This is a genomic window from Streptomyces sp. NPDC043876 (genome assembly GCF_056435825.1).
In genome coordinates this window covers 198,735-219,448 of record NZ_JBWKDV010000006.1, presented here as the reverse complement: position 1 = coordinate 219,448, position 20,714 = coordinate 198,735, and the positions used below count along the sequence as shown (strand labels likewise).

The window sequence follows — 20,714 nt, the reverse complement described above, 5'->3', positions numbered from 1 at the left end:
CGCGCAATAGGATTGCCACTTCAGCCCGGGATTTAATACAGCGTGGGGGATGATTGCGTCATGGACGCCATCGACCGTGAAATATTGCGTGAGCTCCAGAAGGACGGGCGGCTCAGCAACCAGGAGCTGGCCCAGCGGGTGGGCCTCACCCCCTCCCCCTGCATGCGCCGCGTGCGCCAGCTGGAACAGGACGGAGTGATCCAGGGCTACCGCGCGGTGATCGACCCGGACGCCGTCGGGCGCGGCTTCGAGGTGCTGGTCTCGGTCGAGGTGCGCCGCGACCGCGAGTCCGTCGAGGCCTTCGAGGCGGCCCTCCAGGACATTCCGGACGTGATCGAGGCCTACCGGCTCTTCGGCAGCCCGGGCTGCCTGCTGCGGATCGCGGTCGCGGACCTGCGGGCGTACGAGCGGCTGTGGATCGAGCAGCTGACCGCGCTGACGGGGATCACCGAGGTCAACTCGCAGATCATCATGAAGCGGATCAAGGAGCCGACGGGGCTGCCGGTGTGAGGTGGCAGACCTGCGCCGCAGGTGGGGCAGCGGGGCGGCGGCCCGGCGTGCCGTAGCCTTGTTGCACATAGGTCGCAATAAGCGGCTGCGGTGAAAGGGTGGCACGTGGGCTCTCCGGTGGTCCTCGGGATCGAATCGTCCTGCGACGAGACGGGCGCGGGACTCGTCCGGGACGGGCGGCTGCTCGGCCACGCGCTCGCGTCGAGCATGGACGAGCACGCCCGGTTCGGCGGGGTGGTCCCCGAGATCGCGGCCCGCGCGCACCTCCACTCCTTCGGCCCGGTCGTCCGCCGGGCCATGGACGAAGCCGGACTGACGGCCGCGGACATCGGCGCGGTCGCCGTGACCACCGGCCCGGGCCTCTCCGGCGCCCTCCAGGTCGGGCTCGCCGGGGCGAAGACCCTGGCGTACGCGCTCGGCGTGCCGCTGTACGGCGTCCACCACCTGGCCGGGCACGTCGCGGCCGACACCCTGGAGCACGGTCCGCTGCCCGACCTCTGCGTGGTGCTGATCGTCTCCGGCGGGCACACCTCGCTGCTGCTCGTACGGGACCTGGCGCGCGACCCGATCACGCACCTGGGCGACACCGTGGACGACGCGGCGGGCGAGTGCTTCGACAAGGTGGCCCGCGTCTTCGGCCTGCCGTACCCGGGCGGACCGGCCGTCGACCGGGCGGCCCGGCAGGGCGACCGGCGCGCGGTGGCCTTCCCGCGCCCGCTGACCGGGCCGCGCGACGACCCGTACGCCTTCTCCTTCTCCGGGCTGAAGACCGCCGCCGCCCGCTGGACCGAGCAGCACCGGGTCCGGGGCGAGCGGCTGCCGCTGGCCGACGGGGCGGCCTCGCTCCAGGAGGCGGTGGCCGACGTACTGACCCGCAAGGCGGTCGCGGCCTGCCGCGCGCACGGGGTCACCACCCTCGTGGTCGTCGGCGGGGTCGCGGCCAACTCCCGCGTCCGGTCCCTGGCCGAGGCCCGCTGCCGCTCCGCCGGCATCACGCTGCGCGTCCCGTCCCCGGGTCTGTGCACCGACAACGGCGCGATGATCGCCGCCGTGGGCGACCTGCTGGTCCGCGCGGGCGCCCGGCCGGCCCCCCTGGACGTCTCGATCGACCCGTCGGCCCCCTTGGAACGCGCGGCCCTGCACCCGGTCGGGCGGGTCCCGGCCGGGGCGCGCACGTGACATCGGGCCGTTGAATTCCCGGCCGCCCGGCCGCGCGACGGGGCCCCGGTGTCCGGGCGCCCGGCGCTCGCCTTACTCTGTGCCCTGTGGTGCCGGGCAAGGTGCCCGGTGTTCTTTGGGGGTTGGTGTGGTTTCTGGTCGCGTGATCCGTTTTGACGGAACCCGGGGGTACGGGTTCATCGCTCCCGAGCACGGCGGGGAGGACGTCTTCCTGCACGTGAACGACCTGTTGATCCCGGAGTCGTACATCCGGTCCGGCACGGCGGTCGAGTTCGAGATCGAGGACGGCGACCGGGGCCTGAAGGCGTCGTCGGTCCAGCTCGCCAAGAACGCCGACGGCACCGCGGTGACGCCTCCCGGGACGGTCACGGCCGCCGGCTCCGGGGCCGTCGACGACGCGCTGTGCGACGCGCTCAGCCCCGCCCAGTACATCCGGGAGGTCACCGAGGTCCTGCTGGAGGCGGCCCCGTCGCTCACCGGCGCGCAGATCGTGCAGATCCGCGAGAGGTTCCTGCGGGTCGCGAAGAGCCACGGCTGGATCGAAGGCTGAGGCAGCCGTGAAGGGCGCCCCTCCCGTTCGGGAGGGGCGCCCTTGCGTACGCGGGGTCCGGCCCTACGCCCGCCGGGGCGCGGGGACGGGCACCGGCTCGTGCTCGGGGTCGAGCAGTTGGTTCAGGTGGCGGGCCTGCGCGTCCCAGGACCACGACCGGCGCGCCCACTGGCGGCCCGCGGTGCCCATCTCGGTGGCCCGGTCGGTGTTCAGGAGGAGGCGCGTCAGCTCCGCCGCTATCGCCCCGGTCCGGGTGCCGTCCACGACCGTGCCGGTCGTTCCGTCGAGCACCGTGTCCGGGGCGCCGCCGGAGTCGCCGACGACGACGGGCAGGCCGCTGGCGGCCGCCTCCAGGAAGACGATGCCGAGCCCCTCGGCCTCCAGGCCGCCCTTGCGCGTGCGGCACGGCATCGCGAAGACGTCGGCCGCGGCGTAGTAACGGGGCGTCTCGTGGTGCGTCTTGCCGCCGACGAAGCGGACCGCGTCCTCGCCGTGCCGCTTGGCCAGCTTGCGCAGCCGGGCCTCGTCCGGGCCCTGGCCGACGATCAGCAGCACCGCGTCGGGCACCTGCCGCCGGATCAGCGGCATGGCCTCGATCAGCTTGTCCTGGCCCTTGCGGGGGACGAGCCGGGCCACGCACAGGATGATCCGCTTGCCGGTCAGGCCGAGTTCGGCGCGCAGCGCGGCGCCCGCCTCGGCGTCGGGCCGGTAGGCGTCGGCGTCCACGGCGGGCACCAGACGGCTCAGCTCGGCGCGCGGACCGAGCGCCGGTGCGATCCGGGCGCGCGTGTACTCGCCGAGGTAGGTGACCACGTCCACGCCGTTGCCTATGCGGCGCATCATGGTGCGGGCGCCGGGCAGCCGGGCCCACCAGATCTCGTGGCCGTGGGTGGTGGCCACGATGCGCCGGACGCCGTTCTCGCGCAGCGTCGGCGCCATGAGGGCGAGCGGCGCCGCCGCACCGAACCACACGCGGTCGCAGCCGTGCGCGCGGGCTATCTCGACGGCGCGCTTGGTGACCCGGCTGGTCGGCAGCAGCATGCCGCTGGTGTCACGGACGACCGGGAACGGCAGCGTGGCGTCGTACGCCGTGTCGCCCGGCTCGTGCGAGGTGTAGACGACGACGTCGTCGTCCGGCACCCGCGTGGCCATGGCGTGGACGAAGGTTTCGATCCCGCCCTGGCGCGGCGGGAAATCGTTGGTGATGACGAGAGTGGAGCCCATAACAGTCCAGGATCCTTCAGCCGGAGGGGAACGGGCGCACGGTGAAGAGGTAATTGCGGAACTCCTCCGTGACCTCCGTCACCCGTGTCCACGCTCCGTCGTGCCGGCGGTGCATCGCGTAGCCGAGCGCGGCGAGGCGGTCGACGATCCGGTGCGAGCGGGTGCCGTACTTCTCCAGGTGGCGGTCCTCGATCTCCAGCAGCAGCGCGGGCCGGTGCCGCTCCAGGGTGTGCCGGGCGCCCGACAGGACGGCTTCCTCGGCCCCTTCGACGTCGGCCTTGATGAAGTCGACCCGCTCCAGCGCCAGGTGCCGGCAGAGTCCGTCGACGGTCCGTACGGGCGTGGCCACCGGGCGGGAGCGCGGGAACTCGGTGTTGGGGCCGGGCCCCGACGCCCCCTGGGTGAGGTACGCGCGCCCGTGCACCGGAAGCAGCCTGCGCCGGGGCAGGCTCATCGTGCCCTCCTGCGCCCGCGCGCCCAGCGCGGTGCGGTGCACGGTGACGTTGTCACAGCCGAGCGCGGCGGCGGTGGTGCGCAGCCAGCTCGCCGGGCCGGGCAGCGGCTCGACGCTGTGCACGGCGCCCGTCGGTCCGCTCAGCGCGGCCAGGGTCCAGGTGTAGAGCCCGTATTCGGCGCCGATGTCGAGGCAGACGGCCCCGGGGCGGACGAAGGGCCGCAGGCCCGCCACCTCGTTCTCGACGAACGGCCACCGCGAGGCGGCCCAGCGCAGGCCGCCGGCCACCGCCGAGACACGGACGCCCGCGTACGGACGACGGCCGCGCCGGGGTATGGGGGGACCCGTCCGGGTCGTCGATGTGCCGTGCACCGAGGAGCTGTTGGCAGACATGCGCGCCACCCTAATGCGATCATCCGCCGGGACCGGATCCGTCGGCTCCGGACCCGGTCCATCTCGGCCACGCGCTCCGGGCCGCGGTCGCAGCGCAGGCGGCGCACCGGGCCGGCGACATCCGACCTGCCCTGGATCGGGTGCGGAAACGGCCCTCCCCCGGCCCCAGGCCGGAGAGGCGCCCCACGCTCCAGGAGGTCGCCGAGTCCCGCCCGGTGCAGGGCGGCCACCGGGGCGGGAGGTCCGGGTGCCGCAGCAGCGCGGCGGCCTGCCGGTCCCCCCTCCTTCGCCGGACCGGCCTCCTTCGCCGGACCGGCAAGAATGGTGACCATGGAACGCCCCCACCTCCCGTCCACCGAGGCCGCCGTCACCGCGATCCGGGAGATCGCGCTCGCTCACGGCCTGGCGATGACGGTGACCGACGACATCGGCGCCGACCAGACGTCGCGCCGCACCTCGGCCGGCGCCTTCGCGACCCTCGACCCGGACGGCTCTCTGCCGCACGAGGCCTTCGTGGAACTGGCGGGATCCCCCGCCGTGACCGTCCAGCTCTTCCCCGAGGACGACGCGAAGATCACCGTGGACGACGTCGAGTTCCATGACGTGCCCCGGGATTCCGTCCCGGCGTTCCTGCGCTCCGTCTACGGCGGACTCGCCCGCACGAAAGGCCGGTTCTTCCCCCCGGGCCACTGGCTCATCGTCCCCCTGCCCGGCGACGAGACGTACAGGGAACTGATCGCGGGCACCACGCTCACCCCGTGGCTCGCCCGCACCGCGCGCGGCTCGTAGCGGCCGCGCGGCGGCCGGTCCGTACACACCACGGGCACGCCCGGCGGACACGGGCGTCTCCGCGGCGATCCGTCCGACGGCGTCCCGGGCCGATACGTGTTCCGCCTCGGCGAAGAACGCCTCGCGGGGCAGGCGCGCCTGCTCCAGTTCCAGCGCCGACGGCGGCGGAAGGTGCACGGCGGGCCGCCGTTCGATCTCGTCGGCGCGCGGCCCGCCGCAAGGCGGCGGACAGCAGCTCCCGGCCGTGCTCCACCATCTGGCGCCGCCAGCCGTCCAGCGTGGCGTACACCAGCGGCGAGGCACTGGTGGTGCCCAGCAGGTCCTCGCGCTGCTTGAGCCGCGTGGCAGACGACCGCCACCCCCTTGAAGTCGGCGCAGGTGCCCCAGTCGGTGGGTGTGGTCAGCAGCATTCCCTTGCCATCGGGATGCTCCTGGAGCCCCCGCCGTACGTCGTCGGGCTCCGGCGGATGCGCCAGGTGCCGTTCCGTGTCGAACTTGGGGGTGCACCCAGATCGGCTCGACGCCGTTCACCACCACCGCCGTGATCACGGACTAGTGGGCGTTGCGCGACAGGAGCAGCTTCTCGCCGGGCCCCGCGACCGCCAGCATCGCGGACTTCACCGACAGCGAGCTTCCGCAGGTCGAGAAGAACGCCTGCTCCGCACCCACCGCATCGGCCATCAGCTCCTGCGCCCGACTCAGCACGCCCTGCGACTGCCGCCGGTCGTCCAGCCCGTTCAGCGTCAGCACGTCCGCCCGGAACACGTCGAGCCCGACGATCTCGGCCACCCTGGGGTCCACCCCGCGCCCCTGCTTGTGGCCCGGCGGGCCGTACGCGATGTCGCCCCGGCGCCGGAAGTCCTGCAGTGCCTCGAGTACCGGTGCGCGAGAGTGGTCCATGACGACTCCGAGTGACGGTCCCTGCGCGGCCCGGGCAGCCGCCCCGGGGGCGGTGTGCCGTGCAGAGCGTCTGCCCGGCTCCTTCGCCGCGATGCCCCGCGACACCCCCGATCAGCCGGGTCCACTGTTTCGCCCGCCGGGTCGCGGGCAGCCGCCGCAAGAGGATGATCGAGACGGAAGGACGTACCGATGGCGGAGCACCCACCGGATACGGCCGTGCCAGTCACCCGCGCGGTCACCCGCGCGCAGGTCCGCGCCCTCCTCGACCCGTCCGGCGGGAACCGGTCGCTCGTGCTGCTGGAGGGCCGTACGGAGGTGGTCCCCACGGACCCCGCAGACCCCCGCGACCACGACACCAAGGGCAGAAGGAGCGCCTGATGAGCGAGAACCCGATGGCGGACGACGCCTACCAGCCCACGGGCACCAACGAGGAACAAGAGGACGCGGCGCCCCTGGACCTCCAGAACGCCGTGGACGAGCGGACCTACGACGACATGCTGGACGAGGGCTACTCCCCTCCCGAAAAGCCCCTGGGCGTCACCAAGTACGGCACGACGGCGGCCGAGCAGCACGCCGGCGAAACCCTGGACGAGAGGCTCTCCCAGGAGGTCCCCGACGTCGCCGCACCCGACGGGGACGGCGTGGGTGACCTGCCCGGCGGAGAGGGCGAACCGGTCGACGCCGAGGTGGGCGGTGACCGCGCCGGGCGACTGACGGCGCCGGACGAGGGCGCCCGTAGCGACACCACCAAGGAGCTGATCGCCCGGGACGAGGGCATCGACGCGGGCGCGGCGAGCGCCGAGGAAGCGGCGATGCACGTCGTCGAGGACCCGGACGAGGACCCGGACGCGATCGTCTGACCGGCGGGCGGCCGCGCCGGCCCCGGCGCGGCCGCCGGTCAGCCCGGCGTTGCCGCAGCGGCTCCCGGGAGTCCCGCGCATCACCCCACCGCCCCGACCCGAGGTGGCCGACCGTGACCGTCGCCCCCGATCCCCGCACCACCGTGGTCGTCATCACCCGCAACCGCCGCGACCAGCTGCTGCACACCCTGGACCGGCTGGCAGCCCTCCCGGAGCGGCCCCCCGTGATCGTCGTCGACAACGCGTCGACGGACGGAACCCCGGAAGCCGTCGCGCGGCTGCGGCCGGAGGTCACCCTCCTCACGCCCGGCCGCAACCTCGGCGCTCCGGGCCGCAATATCGGCGTACGCCACGCGCGCACGCCGTACGTCGCGTTCAGCGACGACGACTCCTGGTGGGAAGCCGGGTCCCTGGCGCGCGCGGCGGACCTGCTGGACGGGCACGCCCGCCTCGGACTGCTCGCCGCCTGCGTCCGCGTGGGCCCCGACGCCGAGGCCGACCCGCTGAACGGCATGCTCGCCGACTCCCCGCTCGGCCGCGCCGCCGATCTGCCCGGACCGCAGGTGCTCGGCTTCCTGGCCTGCGCGGCCGTCGCCCGACGGGAGGCCTACCTGCAGGCCGGCGGCTACGACCCGATCCTGTTCCTCGGGGGCGAGGAGACCTTGCTCGCCTACGACCTGACCGCCCACGGCTGGGGCGTGTGCCACGTCCCGGACGTGGTGGCCCTGCACCGCCCGACCGGCGGGGTGCGCCCCGGCCGGCCCGCGGTACAGCGCCGCAACGCCGCCCTCACCGCCTGGCTGCGCCGCCCGCTGGGCGTCGCCGCCCACCACACCCGCCGCCTCGCCGCCGACGCCACCCACGACCCGGAAGCCCGCCAGGCCTTGCTGGGCCTGCTCGAACGCCTCCCCCGAGCCCTGCGCTCCCGCCACCCCCTCCCCCCACCGGTGGAGGCGGCCGCCCGCCTCCTGGACACCGCGGAGGCCCGCACCTGAGGTCGCGAGGGCCGTCGCGAGCCGGCCGCAGCGCCAGTGCGGCGCCCCCTGGATGGACATCTCCGCGTGAGCCGGTGGAGCCGCCGGGCCTCAGGCGGTGGCGTCCAGGGCTTCGTAGACGTGCCTGATGTAGTCGTGGGTGCGCTCCGAGCCGAGGAGTCCGTCGCCCAGCCTGTTCATCGTGTACGAGAACGTGACGCGCCGGTCGAGGTCCATCATCACGATCGACCCGCCCCGGCCGACCCAGAAGCAGACCCGTCCCGTGGGCATGCACGGCACCGTCCTCGCATCGGCGAGCGCGAAGCCCATGCCCCACCGCACGGGAACGCCCAGGAAGAGGTCGACTCCGTCCGCCTGTACGTCGAAGACCTTCTCCACCGTCTCCTCGGAGAGGAGGCGCAGGCCGTTCACCCGGCCGCGGCGTGAGATCACGGAGAGGGCACGGGCCATCCCCCGCGCGTTGCCGTGTCCGTTGACGGCGCCGAGTTCCGCACCGCGCCACCGCGGGGTGTCGACATGCTCGTCCCGGGCGGGACTGCCGAGCAAGGTCTTGGTGAAGATCCCCTCGGGGTCGAGGCCGGCGGGGATTCCGGAGAGCTGCGACGGGGCCACCAGCGCGGCGATGCGCGGCCAGTCGGCCCGCCGCGCACCGATCTGGACGTCGGCGTTCGACGGCTTGGCGATCTCCGTGTCCACGAACTCGGTCAGGGTACGGCCGCTGACCCGCCGTACGAGCTCTCCCACGAGCTGTCCCTGGGTCTGCACGTGGTAGCCCGAGGCGGTGCCCGGCTCCCACCACGGCGCCTGCGCGGCCAGCCGGGCGCTTGCGGTCGACCAGTCGTACAGATCGTCCACGGTGAAGGGCTGCTGCCAGCCGGAGAGCCCGGAGGTGTGTGCCAGGACGTGCCGCACCTCGATGTCCTGCTTTCCCTGAGCGGCGAATTCGGGCCAGTAGTGCGCGACCGGGCGGTGGAGGTCCAGTGCCCCCCGGTCGACGAGGACGAGGGCCGCCAGACTGCTCAGGGTCTTGGTGGTCGACCACAGGCTGACCACTGTGTCCTGGTGCCAGGGAACGGTCCGCGCCTCATCGGCGTGCCCGCCCCACAGGTCGGCTTCCATGACTCCGTCGACGTCGATGGCGATCGACGCCCCCAGCTCCTCGCCGGACTCCAGGTGCGCCGCCAGCGCGGCCCGGACCGGTTCGAACCGGGCGGTGCTCGTTCCCTCGACGTTGACCATGTCTCTTCCCCACTTCCGACGACGACCGTTCGATCAGTCAACGCAGCGATGGGCACGCCGGTTCATGCGTCGTCGAAGGCGGAGGGCGCCCGGCCGGATGCCCCTGCGACGGCGGTCCGGGACGATCGCGGATGATCACACGGAGTGACATCCTGCTAATGTCCTGTCCGGTATGCGGGCAGCGGACCACGGGGGTCCCCGCCGCGAGCGGGATTCCGGGTGGGTGCGGTGACAACTGCGGTGCAAGGTCTCGACTTCGGGCTGCTGGGTCCGCTGGAGGTGCGGCGGGCGGGCGCGCTGCTCGATCCGGGCCGGCGCAGGCAGCGGCTGCTGCTGGTCCGCCTGCTGCTGGGCGAGGGCCGAGCGGTCGCTCCGCAGACGCTGTGCGAGGAACTGTGGCCACAGCAGCCGGGACGGACGCCGGGCGCGGCGGTGGGCTCCCTGCACGCCCACGTCAGCAAGCTGCGCGCGGTCCTGGAGCCGCAGCACCTGCGCCGTCAGGGCACCTGTGAGGTGCTGGTCACCGAACCTCTGGGCTACGCCCTGCGGGTGCCGCCCGAGAGCCGTGACACCGTGCGCTTCGAGCGTGCCCTCGCCCTGGCGCGCCGGTTCATGGACCAGGGCCGGCCCGAAGGCGTACTGGAGGAGACCGGCAAGGCGCTGGAGATGTGGCGCGGCACCGCGTTCGCCGACGCCGCGCACCACCTGTTCGCCGTCAACGAGGCGGCGCGCCTGGAAGAGCTGCGGCAGTCCACCCGCGAGCTCCGCACCACCGCCCTGCTCCTGCGAGGACGGATCACCGAGGCCCTCGACGCGGCACAGAGGATGACCACGGAGCATCCCCTGCGGGAGACCGGCTGGGCCCTGCTGCTCCGTGCGCTGTACCTCGCCGGCCGGCACCCCGAAGCGCTTCAGCGCTATGCCGACCTGCGCCGGCACCTCGCGGACGAACTCGGCCTCGAACCGGGCCCCTCCCTCCGCGCGCTGCACCACGGCATCCTTCACCACGACCTGCCGCCCCTTCACTCGTCCGATGGGCCGGCCGGATCCGGCGGGGCATCCGTCTCGGGCGCGGCATCCGTCTCGGGCGCGGCATCCGTCCCCAGCGGGGATACCGGACACGGGCTCGACCCGCTCGACCCGCTCGGGCCGACCACGTCCGGGATACCGGTGGAGGGCGAGGCGTCCGCGACCGGCCGCCCGGCCGACCACGACGGCGCGGCCGATGCCGCCGACCGGTCCGATGCGGGGCGCCACCCCGCTGCGCCTTCCGCGGGGACCACGTCGCCGCCCCGGGTGAGACCGGCCCAACTCCCGCGCAGCCTTGCGGTGTTCGCGGGACGCGAGACCGAGGGCGCATGGCTGTCGGCCGTTTGCGGTGCACCGGACCGACCCGGCACGAGTGCTGCCCCTGCCGTCGTCGTCAGCGGTGCCCCCGGCGTCGGCAAAACCACTTTCGCCGTCCACCACGCCCACCGCATCGCCTCCGCGTTCCCCGACGGGCAGCTCTTCGTCAACCTGTGCGGTTTCCACCCCCACGCGCCCGCCGTCGAACCCGGCAACGCCCTCCACGGATTCCTCACCGCCCTGGGCGTTCCTCCCCAGCGCATCCCTGAGGACACCGACGGCCGCAGCACGCTCTTCCGCAGCCTCCTGGCCGACCGGCGGATCCTCCTCGTCCTGGACAACGCCCGCGACGAGCAGCAAGTGCGGCCCCTGCTCCCCGGCGGAGCGGGCTGCCTCACACTGATCACCAGCCGCAACCGGCTCCCCGGCCTGATCGCCGCCGACGGCGCCAAGCCCCTCGCCCTCCCCCTGCCCTCGCAGGCGGAGGCCCACCAAGCCCTCGAACGACGCCTGGGCGCAGCGCGTCTGCTCGCCGAGCCCGCCGCCGCGGCCGACCTCATCAGCCTGTGCGGACGGCTGCCCCTGGCCATGGCGGTGGTCGCCGCCCGCGCCGAACTCGACCCCGCCTTCCCCCTGCACGCCATCGTCGACGACCTGCGGCACACGCACGGCAGCCTCGACGCGTTCACGGGCGCCGACTCCACCACCGACGTACGCGCCGTCTTCTCCTGGTCCTACCGGTCCCTGGACGAGACCACGGCCCGGCTCCTGCGCCTGCTGGCCCTGCATCCCGGCCCTCACATCACCGCCCCCGCCGCCGCCAGCCTCGCCGGCCTCCCGCTCCCCGCGACCCGCCGTGCGCTCGCGGGGCTGGTCGGCTCCTGCCTCGTGGAACAACCGCTGCCCGGCCGCTACGGCCTGCACGACCTCCTGCGCGGCTACGCCACCGAACTGACCCACACCCACGACACCACCGGTGAGCGCCACGGCGCCACGCTCCGGGTCCTGGACCACTACCTGTTCACCGCAGACGCGGCCAACCAGCTCCTGAAACACGACACCACGCCCGAGCTCGACCTCGGTGCACCCGGCCCGGGCGTCGCCCCGGAGAACCTCGCCACCGTCGAGCAGGCGAACCGATGGCTCGACGCCGAACACCGGGTGCTGACGGGCCTGCTGCACACCGCCGCCAGCCAGAAGCTGGACCACCACACCACCGGGCTGGCCTGGTCACTCAAGGACTACCTCCACCGTAAGGAGTTCTGGCCCGAGGCCATCACCGCGCTGACCCCGGCCCTCGAAGTGGCCCGGCGCCGGAACGACCGGCTCGAAGAAGGCCGTTGCCTACGCCATCTCGGCGGCGTCCAGGGCTATCTCGGCCACCAGGAGCAAGCCCTGCACCACCTGCGACTCGCCACCGCGATCTTCGAAGAGCTCGGCGCGACCGGTGATCAGGCCCGGGCCCACTACGTCACGGCCTGCGCACTGTTCCTGTTCGGCCGGATCCAGGAGGCCGTGACGCTCTCCGAGCGGGGCCTGGAGCTGTCCCGGGAGACGGGCGAAGAGTTGTGGCTGGCCGAGTGTCTCGCCGAACTCGCCTGGTTCCGCTGCAACCTGGGACAGCTCGAAGAAGGGCTTCTCTACATCGAGGAGAGCATCGGCTTGTTCCAGCGCATGGACGCGCCGTGGCAACTGGCCCAGGCCCGGGACATCCTGGGGTACAACCTCCGCATGCTCGGCCGTTACGAGGAGTCGGTGGCCACCTACCAGCGGGCAACGCAGGCGTTCGAGGAACTGGGCGACCACAGGAACGCCATCGGCACACTGATGCGGCTCGGGGACACCCGGCTGGCCCGGGGCGACCGGGACGGCGCACGGGCGGACTGGGTCCAAGCCCTCGAACGCGCCGGCGCGCGGGCCATGTCCCACAGCGCCCAGCAGGTCCGTGACCGGCTCACCGCCCTGGACATGGACGCGGACCCCACGCCCACCGTGCCGGAGAGGGCGGCTGTACGTCACGGCCACAAGCTCCCGGTTGCCGGCAGTGGCGCTCCCGCGGCATAGGGCTCCGGTGGGCTCCCAAGACGGCGCCCCGTCACCGTCGAACGGTGACGGGGCGCGTGCGGGGCACCGTCCGGCCGAGGGGAAGGCCGCCGCCCCTACTTGGCCAGGAAGGCCAGGAGTGCGTCGGTGACCTCCTGGGCATGGGTCCACAGCAGGCCGTGCGGAGCGCCCTCGACGACGACGTAGTCGGCCTGCGGCAGCGCCTTGCGGAAGCGCTCGCCGGTGGCCTCGATGGGCAGGATGCGGTCGGCGGTGCCGTGCAGGATCAGGGCCGGCACGTCGATCTTCCGGACGTCCGCGCGGAAGTCGGTCGTCCACGTGGCGACGCAGGCCAGCGAGGCGTACCAGGAGGCGCCGGCGGCCACGTTCCAGCTGTGGCGGACGGCCTCCTCGCTGATCCGGGTGCCGAGGTTCTCGTCCAGGTTGTAGAAGTCCTGGTAGAACGCGCTGAAGTAGGCGTACCGGTCGGCGGTCACGGCCTGTTCGATGCCTTCGAAGACGCTCCCGTCGACACCCTCGGGGTTGTCGTCCGTCTTGAGCAGGAACGGCTCCAGCGAGGCGAGGAAGGCAGCCTTGGCGACCCGGCCGGAGCCGTAGGTGCCGAGGTAGCGCCCGACTTCGCCGGTGCCCATGGAGAAGCCGACGAGGACGGCGTCGGTGAGGTCGAGGGTCTCCATGACGGTGTTCAGATCCGCGGCGAAGGTGTCGTAGTCGTAGCCGGTGGTCGGCTGGCTCGAGCGGCCGAATCCGCGCCGGTCGTAGGTGATGACCCGGTGACCGGCCTTCAGCAGGGCCGCGGCCTGCTTCTCCCAGGAGTGGCCGTCGAGCGGGTAGCCGTGGATCAGCACGACCGGCTGCCCGGTGCCGTGGTCCTCGTAGTAGAGGTCGATGGCGGTGGAGTTCTCCTGGCCGACGGTGATGAACGCCATGGTGGTTGCTGCCTCTCGATAGGGGTGGTGGTGCGTATGGGGAACTGGTGATGAGGCCACGACGGCCGGTGCCGGTCAGCGGACCGTACGGGCCGCCTTCTCCACGATGCGGGCGACGGCGTCGGGACGTGAGACGGACACGGCGTGCGATGCGTCGATCTCCGTCGTACGCGCGTGTGCCCGGGCCGACATGAAGCGCTGCGCCGCCACGGGGATGTTGCGGTCCTCGGTGGTGACCAGCGACCAGGAGGGAATCGTCTTCCAGGCGGCACGGGTGGAGTTCTCCTCCAGTGCGGCGGCGGCGATCGGACGCTGCCCGGTGGCCATGAGCCTCGCCTTGTCCGCCGGGACGTCCGCGGCGAACTGCTGGTGGAACGTGTCCGGCTTGATGAAGACGTCAGCGCCCGACGCTCCGCCGGGCAGCTCGTAGTTCACCGGAGCGACGACCTGGCCGAGGGTGCTGCCGGGGAACTTGTTCGTCAGCCCCAGCGAGCTCTCGCCGGCGTCGGGCAGGAACGCGGCGATGTAGACGAGGGCCTTGACCTTGCCCTCCAGGCCCGTGGCGGCCTGGCTGATGACGGTGCCGCCGTAGGAATGGCCGACCAGGACCACCGGGCCGTCGACGTGCTCGACGACGCTGCGCAGGTAGGCGGCGTCGGTGGCCGGTCCGCGCAGCGGGTTGGCGGCGGCCACCACCGGGTAGCCGGCCCGCTGCAGCCGCTCCACGACCCCGTCCCAGCTGGAGGCGTCGGCGAACGCCCCGTGCTCCAGCACGATCGTCGGCCGGGCCCCCTGCTGACGGGCCGACGCCTCGTCCTGGCCGGGGAGGGCCGCGGCCGTCACGGAAAGGCCGACTGCCGCGACACCGAGCAGGGTGAGCAGTCGGGCGGGCCTGGTCGGTCGGGTGATGCGCATGTCTTCGATGTCCTTCTGTATGAGGTCGGTCGCCCTGACGACCGGTAAGGGCTCGTGTGACCGGCCGTCACCGCTTCTACGAGCAACTCGGCGCCGCGGTTCACACGGGGGTGAGCCCGGCCTACCGGACCGGGCGGGCCCGCTCTGCGGAGGACGATGAACCGGAGCTCCCCTTGCCCCGTTGCGGTGACGGGACGCCCGTGCGTCCCTGCGATGCCGCCGTGTGCTGTGCCCTCGGCGGCGCCACACCACCCACGGAAGGAACAACTCACCAGTGAAGCGCTTCATCACACGCCTCGCGGTAGTCGCGGCGGCCGGAGCCCTGGCCGTCGTGCTGCCCGCTTCGTCCGCGTCCGCCATCAACCGCGTCGGCTGCAATGAAATGGGCTACCTGACGGTTCACAACGCAGGCGGCTCCCTCTGCTTCGCCAACGCGGGCGCGCAGAGCGTGGCGATCTACGGCGTGGACCAGATCTGGACCGGCAACAACAAGATCACGGTGGAGTACGTGCCGAGGCTGGGGGCGCCGGCAACCAGCGGGACCATCGAGAAGTGGAGTTTCTGGACTGCCACCGACGCTCCCATCCACAAGATCACGAGGATCAGGATCTGGTAGCACCCGTCGCCGCGCAGGGGGGACAACGGGTCCTCGTCAGCTGAGCGGCGCGACAAGGTGACGACAAGGTCGGGCGAAGGGGGTCCGTCGAGTGTTGAGCGACTCACCCACGCAGGTGGGAGGGCACGTCACGGAACACTCGAACAGAATGGGGCACCACCCATGAACGGGACCACTCAGGCGGGGACGGCCCCCCTCGCTCCGACTCGGGCACACGTCCGGCACGCCACTTCGGACGCCGACTGCGACACCTTCATACGAGACGTCTACGAGCAGTACGGCCCTCTGCTCGTCCGGTACGCCGCGCGGCTGCTGGACGGTGACTGGCACAGGGCGGAGGACATCGTCCAGGAGACCGCGGCGCGCGCCTGGAAACACGCCCGGCTCCTGAGCGCCCGCGGCGAACACGTCCGGCCGTGGCTGTTCACCGTGGCCAGGAACCTGGTCATCGACCACCACCGGGCCCGGCAGGTCCGGCCACTGGATCTGATGCCGGTCGAGGACCTGGACACCTCCTGGGACTGCACGGAGTCGACGATCACCTCCCACGCGGTGCATGAGGCACTACGGGAGCTGAAGGAACAGCACCGGACCGTCATCGGCCTCATGTACTCCCTGGAATGCAGCGTGGCCCAGGCGGCCGAGCACCTCGGCATCCCGCCCGGCACCGTCAAGAGCCGCGCGTTCTACGCCGTGCGGGCGCTGCGAAAGTCCTTGGAGAAGCAGGGCGTCCTCGGCGTGTAGTCAGGGCACGGCGCGGAAAGGGCGCGTCCCGCAGCAGGATCACGACCTGCTGCGGGACGCGCCCTTCCCCGCCGGACGGCCAGTCAAGGCATCGCCCGCAACGCGCACGGCACACCCCACGCCCGCCGCCCTGCACAACAGCTCAGACGCCGGTGTCCGCCTTGGCCGGCTCCAGGATCGCGACGCACCCGACGTGGTGCGTCATCGAGGACAGGGTGACCTCGAGACGTCGGAAGAAACTGCAGGTCAAAGACACACCAGGCAGTCAGAGTGAGGCGGCTGCGGGTACAAGCGTCAAGGACGCGTCGCAAACCGCTCCGACGCGGGAAGCCGCAGCCGTCCCTCACTCCGAAGCTAGTCCCTTCCTCGATCTGGACGCCGCGTTTCGCAAGAGTGAACGCCAGATCTGGTAGAGCAGCACCCTCGGGAGGCGGTGAGGTGAGTGAAACGCCCCCCAGTCGTCGGCCTGGCCTTCGGGCTGGGGAGCAGTCACGTCCATCGTCGGTCATTCTCCTGGGCCTGAGCCCATGATCGGCAGAAACGAAAGTACTTGACCGAATCACATCGATCTTGATCACACCGACGAGTCACAGAGTCCGCTGGGGCTGCGCCGGGATTCTCCGACCCAGGGGCTGTATCCGGCCAAGGCGCTGGGCCTGCACCCGGACCGGGCCATACCTCGCACACCGCCGATACCCTTGGCGCGTACGCGCGCGACGATCGCAGAGCTTCAAGGTGAGGACCAGAGTGCACACAACACCGCTGAGCCCGGACGATCCGGCCGAGCTGGGCGGGTTCACGCTGTTGGGACGGATCGGCCACGGCGGCATGGGCCAGGTCTACCTCGGCGAGTCCGCTGCGGGCGAAGCCGTCGCGGTGAAGGTGATCAAGCCTACGGTCGTCGATTCGGAGACGCGCCAGCGATTCGCCCAGGAGATCGAGGTCCTCAAGACGGTCTGGGGCCCGCGCGTCGCCGCGTTCGTGAAGGCGGACACGGATTCGGAGCAGCCGTGGCTCGCGACCGAGTACGTGGAGGGCCCCGACCTGCGTCGGCTGCTTGATACCCGGGGTGTCCTCTCGCCTCTCGCGGCTGCTTCGCTCGGAGCCACCCTGGCCGAGGCACTGGCCGGAGTCCACGGGCAGGGGCTGCTACACAGGGACCTCAAGCCGGCGAACATCCTGCTCGGCCCCAACGGGCCCAAGATCATCGACTTCGGCCTCGCCGTTTTCGCCGAATCCAGCGCCTCGCTCACCGCCCCGAACATGGTGATGGGCACCCCGGCCTGCATGTCACCGGAGCAGGCCAACGGCGAGAAGCCGCTGACGGCCCCGGTCGACGTGTACGCGCTAGGGGCGGTGCTGCTCTTCATGACCACCGGCCACTATCCGTATCAGGCCGGCCACATGCAGGTGCTGTTCAGCCAGATCATCAACCCCGCCAAAGCCCCTGACCTGTCCGGCGCCCCCGAAGAACTGGTCGGCCTCTTCTCGTCCATGCTCCAGTACGCACAGCAGGACCGGCCGACGATGGGCGAGGTCGTCGCCCAGTGCGTGGCGGTCATCAAGGCACACGGGGTGACCGTGGCCCAGGCCCGGCGGCAGCTCACCTCCCTCACCGCCGTCGCGTACCAACCGGCGGAGCCCGCTCCGGTGCCGGTCCTCGTCCCGCCGACGGCCGAGCTCCCGGCCTTCGCGGAGGCTACGACTCTCCCGGCCCCGGGCCCGAACCCCGAGGCCACGGCGCCAACCGTCCCACTGCCGCAGCAGGGCAGCCCGGCTCACCCGCCGGGCTACACCCCCACGCTCCCGGTGAACACCCCGGACTCCGAACCTGCGGCCGTACCCGCACCGCAGTCGGCGCCCGGACCCGAACCGAAGCCGGAATCCGGACCCCAGCCCTCGCCGCCCGCCGGTCCGCGCCGTTCGGCCGCCGCGCGCCGGATCGCGACCCAGCTACGCGAGACGTACGCGGCGACAGCGGCCTTCTGACCGGTCCGCGGCCCGTGCCCCGATGCCCCGATGCCCGAGGGTGGGGCGGGGCAGTAGTGACCGTCGCCCCTTTTCCCGGGCCATAGGGCACATAAAGATCCACACAGTTCAGCAGCTACCAGGAGGTACCGCGGGTGACCGCCCTTCAGTCCAGCCCGCAACCCGGCCAGGGCGAGACCGGCACGAGTCTGCCGCCCGGGGCCCAGATCGTCGTACGCGACGAGGAATGGCTGGTCAAGAACGTCACCCGGACCGACCACGACGGCGACCGCATCGAAGCCGTCGGGATCTCCGAGTTCGTCCGCGACCAGGAGGCCGTGTTCTTCACCGGTCTGGAGCGCACGCGCGACGGCGAGCCGGGCATCGAGCTGATGGACCCCGCCAAGACCACCCTGATCAGCGACGAATCCCCGAATTTCCGCCGCAGCCGGCTCTTCCTGGAAGCCATCCTCCGCAAGACCCCGCTGCCCCAGTCCGAGCGCGGGCTGGCCCTCGCCGACAGCTTCCTGCTCGACCCCCTCCCCTACCAGCAACGGCCGGCGCAGCTCGCGCTCTCCGGACGCAACCTCCGCCCCCGCATGCTCATCGCCGATGTCGTCGGCCTCGGCAAGACCCTGGAGATCGGACTCACCCTCGCGGAGCTGATCCGCCGCGGTCGGGGCGAGCGCATCCTCATCGTGACCCCGCAGCACGTCCTGGAGCAGTTCCAGCACGAGTTGTGGACGCGGTTCGCGATTCCGCTCATCCGGCTCGACTCCGCCGGGATCGAGCGGATCCAGCGCGAGATCCCGGCGGGCCGCAACCCCTTCACGTTCTTCAAGCGCGTGATCGTCTCGATCGACACCCTCAAGAACACCGATCAGTACAAGCACCACCTGGAGCACATCCGGTGGGACGCCGTCGTCATCGACGAGTCGCACAACCTGATCAACCGCGGTTCGCTGCGCAACCAGCTCGCCCAGTTGCTCGCCCCGCAGACCGACGCCCTCATCCTCGCCAGCGCCACCCCGCACAACGGCAACGCGCGCTCCTTCGCCGAGCTGATCGCCCTCCTGGACCCGGCGGCGATCCGCGACCCCGAGCGCTACTCGGCCGACGACATCAAGCACCTGTTCATCCGGCGTACGAAGGTCAGCGCCGAGGTCCGGGAGAAGATGTCCGGCCAGTGGGCCGACCGCGGCCCGTCCGAGTCGGTGCACTGCGCTGCGACCCCGGCCGAGGAGAAGATCTTCGAGGAACTCACCCAGGTCTGGCTGCCCGCCGAGAGCCGCTCGGTAAGCGAGGTCCCGCTCTTCCCGTACACCCTGCTCAAGTCCTTCCTCTCCTCGCACGCCGCCCTGGGCTCGACGGTCGAGACCCGCATCAAGACGCTGGAGAGAAAGGACGACCCGAAGGCGACGGGCGCCGAGCTGTCCGCTCTCCACCGGCTCCGGGAGCTGACGGCCGGCCTGACCGATCAGGATTCGGCCAAGTTCACCGCCCTCGTCGAGCAGCTGAAGGAGATCGGCGTCGGACCGCGCAGCGAGACTCGCGTCGTGGTCTTTTCCGAGCGCGTCCAGACCCTGGAGTGGCTGCGGTCCGCCGTACCGGAGGCCCTCGGCTTCAAGGGCAAGGCCCTGGACGAAGCCGCCCGGGTCATGCACGGCGGACTCTCCGACGAGCAGCAGATGCAGTGTGTGGAGGACTTCGGCCTCGCCGACGCACCCGTACGCATCCTCTTCACCGGCGATGTGGCCTCCGAGGGTGTCAACCTGCACCGTCAGTGTTACCAGCTCATCCACTACGACGTCCCGTGGTCGCTGATCCGCATCGAACAGCGCAACGGCCGTATCGACCGTTACGGCCAGACCCACAAGCCGCAGTTCCGCGCCCTGATCCTGACCAGCGAGGTCGACGGCGCGAAGGACGACCGTACGGTGGCCGAGCGGCTCCTGGAGCGCGAGGACGAGGCGCACCGCTCTCTCGGTACGGCGGAGGCGGTCTCCGGCCTGTACCGCGCGGAGGCCGAGGAGAAGTCGCTGATCCAGGACCTGCTCAAGGGCCGTACGGTCGACGAGTCCCTCCAGCACACCGCCGAAGAAGCGGGCGGGGCCGACGACTTCCTGGCCGACTTCTTCGCCCAGGTGGACGATGCCGCCGAGGCCGCCTCGGAGGAGACGGCGTCGGACGAGTCCTCGGCCCCGCCGAAGGCGGACGTACCCCGTCTCTTCACGACCACGCGCGAGTTCGTCGACGAGGCGGTCCGGGAGGTCTACCCGGACGCCCAGCAGACCCTCGGCATGGACCGCGACCCCGAGAACGGCCTGATCTCATTCAAGCCTCCGGTGGACCTGGTGCACCGGTTGAAGGCCCTGCCGCCCGACTACCGCCGCGAGCAACGCCTGAGCGAGCGAGTGCTGGTCACCCTCAACCGCAAGCTGGCCGAACGCTCCCTTGTACGGGCCCGCGAGTCCGGCGCCTCCAGCTGGCCTGAGATCTCCCTGCTCACCGACCTCCACCCGGTGGTGGAGTGGCTGACCGACAAGGTCCTGGTGAAACTCGGACGCCAGGAGGCCCCGGTCATCACGGCCGACGTCGAGACCCCCGTGTACCTCGTACAGGGCATCTACTCCAACGCGCTGGGCCGCCCGACGGTCGTGAAGTGGATGGCCGTCACGGGCGACGAGGTCACGGACGACATGGTGGGGATACTGCGCCAGGCGGGCATCGGCCCGACGATGGCCAACCCCTTGCAGCGCCACGACCTGGACGCCCTGCGGGCCGGCATCCCGGCGGCCCTGGAGACAGCCGAGGCCTTCCTCTCTCGGCACAGCTCCGACTGGGACAAGGCCCTCCTCGCCCCGATCGAGGAGTACCGGCTGCGGCTGGGCAAGTGGGAACAGCCCACCCTGGCGGGCGAGGAGACGAAGGACGACCTCACCCGCCTCGCCGACTCCCTGCTGACGACGGGCCGCCCGATGCTGCGCGTACTGGCCGTCCTCGATTCCGCCCACGGCTCCGCCGCACAGGCCTAGGAG

The 20,714-nt window shown here is 71.9% G+C and carries 18 protein-coding genes; 12 read left to right on the top strand and 6 right to left on the bottom strand.

Annotation, left to right across the window (positions count from 1 at the left end; genetic code table 11):
- Positions 1-60 precede the first annotated feature (60 nt).
- The 3 genes from AC0693_RS20545 (at position 61) to AC0693_RS20535 (ending at position 2,239) form a co-directional block, all read left to right on the top strand.
- Positions 61-510 (top strand): Lrp/AsnC family transcriptional regulator, encoded by a 450-nt coding sequence (locus AC0693_RS20545; RefSeq protein ID WP_330333188.1) that lies wholly within the window; start codon positions 61-63, stop codon positions 508-510.
- Between the two features lie 105 nt (positions 511-615).
- Positions 616-1,689, top strand: coding sequence for a tRNA (adenosine(37)-N6)-threonylcarbamoyltransferase complex transferase subunit TsaD (gene tsaD / locus AC0693_RS20540; RefSeq protein ID WP_478802480.1), 1,074 nt, complete (start codon positions 616-618; stop codon positions 1,687-1,689).
- A gap of 142 nt (positions 1,690-1,831) precedes the next feature.
- The gene (locus tag AC0693_RS20535; RefSeq protein WP_478802479.1) at positions 1,832-2,239 is read left to right on the top strand and encodes a cold-shock protein; all 408 of its coding nucleotides are present in this window, start codon (positions 1,832-1,834) and stop codon (positions 2,237-2,239) included.
- A gap of 63 nt (positions 2,240-2,302) precedes the next feature.
- On the opposite strand, the gene AC0693_RS20530 is transcribed toward AC0693_RS20535, so the two are convergent.
- Together AC0693_RS20530 and AC0693_RS20525 are read right to left on the bottom strand one after the other, a co-directional pair.
- The gene (locus AC0693_RS20530; protein WP_478802478.1) at positions 2,303-3,463 is read right to left on the bottom strand and encodes a glycosyltransferase family 4 protein; all 1,161 of its coding nucleotides are present in this window, start codon (positions 3,461-3,463) and stop codon (positions 2,303-2,305) included.
- Positions 3,464-3,479: 16 nt separating this feature from the next.
- Complete coding sequence (locus AC0693_RS20525) at positions 3,480-4,310, bottom strand: FkbM family methyltransferase (RefSeq protein ID WP_356405318.1); 831 nt, start codon at positions 4,308-4,310, stop codon at positions 3,480-3,482.
- A gap of 330 nt (positions 4,311-4,640) precedes the next feature.
- Here AC0693_RS20525 and AC0693_RS20520 point away from each other — a divergent pair, with 330 nt between their 5' ends.
- Entirely contained in the window at positions 4,641-5,099 is a 459-nt protein-coding gene (locus tag AC0693_RS20520; protein ID WP_356405316.1) for a hypothetical protein, read from the top strand.
- Between the two features lie 552 nt (positions 5,100-5,651).
- Here the strand turns inward: AC0693_RS20520 and AC0693_RS20515 are convergent.
- On the bottom strand, positions 5,652-5,999 hold the full coding sequence (locus AC0693_RS20515; RefSeq protein WP_478802477.1) for a hypothetical protein: 348 nt from the start codon (positions 5,997-5,999) through the stop codon (positions 5,652-5,654).
- Between the two features lie 189 nt (positions 6,000-6,188).
- Here AC0693_RS20515 and AC0693_RS20510 point away from each other — a divergent pair, with 189 nt between their 5' ends.
- The 3 genes from AC0693_RS20510 (at position 6,189) to AC0693_RS20500 (ending at position 7,854) form a co-directional block, all read left to right on the top strand.
- Positions 6,189-6,377 carry a hypothetical protein gene (locus AC0693_RS20510; RefSeq protein ID WP_468464949.1) on the top strand — a complete coding sequence of 63 codons (189 nt, stop codon included), beginning with the start codon at positions 6,189-6,191 and terminating at the stop codon, positions 6,375-6,377.
- Positions 6,377-6,859 carry a DUF5709 domain-containing protein gene (locus AC0693_RS20505; RefSeq protein ID WP_468464951.1) on the top strand — a complete coding sequence of 161 codons (483 nt, stop codon included), beginning with the start codon at positions 6,377-6,379 and terminating at the stop codon, positions 6,857-6,859. Before AC0693_RS20510 ends, AC0693_RS20505 begins: the two co-directional genes overlap by 1 nt.
- Positions 6,860-6,972: 113 nt before the next feature.
- Positions 6,973-7,854 (top strand): glycosyltransferase family 2 protein, encoded by an 882-nt coding sequence (locus AC0693_RS20500; RefSeq protein WP_478802476.1) that lies wholly within the window; start codon positions 6,973-6,975, stop codon positions 7,852-7,854.
- A 90-nt stretch (positions 7,855-7,944) separates the two neighbouring features.
- Here the strand turns inward: AC0693_RS20500 and AC0693_RS20495 are convergent, their stop codons facing one another.
- Complete coding sequence (locus tag AC0693_RS20495) at positions 7,945-9,093, bottom strand: serine hydrolase domain-containing protein (protein WP_478802475.1); 1,149 nt, start codon at positions 9,091-9,093, stop codon at positions 7,945-7,947.
- A gap of 228 nt (positions 9,094-9,321) precedes the next feature.
- Between AC0693_RS20495 and AC0693_RS20490 the strand changes: the two genes are divergently transcribed.
- Positions 9,322-12,504: an AfsR/SARP family transcriptional regulator gene (locus AC0693_RS20490; RefSeq protein ID WP_478802474.1), complete on the top strand. Its 3,183-nt coding sequence runs from the start codon at positions 9,322-9,324 to the stop codon at positions 12,502-12,504.
- A gap of 95 nt (positions 12,505-12,599) precedes the next feature.
- Here the strand turns inward: AC0693_RS20490 and AC0693_RS20485 are convergent, their stop codons facing one another.
- Positions 12,600-13,433 (bottom strand): alpha/beta fold hydrolase, encoded by an 834-nt coding sequence (locus tag AC0693_RS20485; protein WP_469316631.1) that lies wholly within the window; start codon positions 13,431-13,433, stop codon positions 12,600-12,602.
- A gap of 75 nt (positions 13,434-13,508) precedes the next feature.
- Complete coding sequence (locus AC0693_RS20480; RefSeq protein ID WP_469336773.1) at positions 13,509-14,348, bottom strand: alpha/beta fold hydrolase; 840 nt, start codon at positions 14,346-14,348, stop codon at positions 13,509-13,511.
- Between the two features lie 274 nt (positions 14,349-14,622).
- On the opposite strand from AC0693_RS20480, the gene AC0693_RS20475 reads away from it, so the two are divergent.
- From AC0693_RS20475 to AC0693_RS20460, 4 genes are all read left to right on the top strand, one after another.
- Positions 14,623-14,964, top strand: a complete 342-nt coding sequence (locus tag AC0693_RS20475; RefSeq protein WP_469316633.1) for a beta/gamma crystallin domain-containing protein — start codon at positions 14,623-14,625, stop codon at positions 14,962-14,964.
- Positions 14,965-15,126: 162 nt separating this feature from the next.
- Positions 15,127-15,708, top strand: a complete 582-nt coding sequence (locus AC0693_RS20470) for a sigma-70 family RNA polymerase sigma factor (protein WP_478802473.1) — start codon at positions 15,127-15,129, stop codon at positions 15,706-15,708.
- A gap of 747 nt (positions 15,709-16,455) precedes the next feature.
- Positions 16,456-17,697: a serine/threonine-protein kinase gene (locus tag AC0693_RS20465; RefSeq protein ID WP_469336769.1), complete on the top strand. Its 1,242-nt coding sequence runs from the start codon at positions 16,456-16,458 to the stop codon at positions 17,695-17,697.
- A 134-nt stretch (positions 17,698-17,831) separates the two neighbouring features.
- Complete coding sequence (locus tag AC0693_RS20460) at positions 17,832-20,711, top strand: SNF2-related protein (protein ID WP_478802472.1); 2,880 nt, start codon at positions 17,832-17,834, stop codon at positions 20,709-20,711.
- Positions 20,712-20,714 lie beyond the last annotated feature (3 nt).

Bases quoted from the DNA above. Each gene is read 5' to 3' on its own strand.
- AC0693_RS20545 (WP_330333188.1), top strand. From the start codon at position 61: ATGGACGCCATCGACCGTGAAATATTGCGTGAGCTCCAGAAGGACGGG.
- AC0693_RS20530 (WP_478802478.1), bottom strand. From the start codon at position 3,463: ATGGGCTCCACTCTCGTCATCACCAACGATTTCCCGCCGCGCCAGGGC.
- AC0693_RS20525 (WP_356405318.1), bottom strand. From the start codon at position 4,310: ATGTCTGCCAACAGCTCCTCGGTGCACGGCACATCGACGACCCGGACG.
- AC0693_RS20520 (WP_356405316.1), top strand. From the start codon at position 4,641: ATGGAACGCCCCCACCTCCCGTCCACCGAGGCCGCCGTCACCGCGATC.
- AC0693_RS20515 (WP_478802477.1), bottom strand. From the start codon at position 5,999: ATGGACCACTCTCGCGCACCGGTACTCGAGGCACTGCAGGACTTCCGG.
- AC0693_RS20510 (WP_468464949.1), top strand. From the start codon at position 6,189: ATGGCGGAGCACCCACCGGATACGGCCGTGCCAGTCACCCGCGCGGTC.
- AC0693_RS20505 (WP_468464951.1), top strand. From the start codon at position 6,377: ATGAGCGAGAACCCGATGGCGGACGACGCCTACCAGCCCACGGGCACC.
- AC0693_RS20495 (WP_478802475.1), bottom strand. From the start codon at position 9,093: ATGGTCAACGTCGAGGGAACGAGCACCGCCCGGTTCGAACCGGTCCGG.
- AC0693_RS20485 (WP_469316631.1), bottom strand. From the start codon at position 13,433: ATGGCGTTCATCACCGTCGGCCAGGAGAACTCCACCGCCATCGACCTC.
- AC0693_RS20480 (WP_469336773.1), bottom strand. From the start codon at position 14,348: ATGCGCATCACCCGACCGACCAGGCCCGCCCGACTGCTCACCCTGCTC.
- AC0693_RS20470 (WP_478802473.1), top strand. From the start codon at position 15,127: ATGAACGGGACCACTCAGGCGGGGACGGCCCCCCTCGCTCCGACTCGG.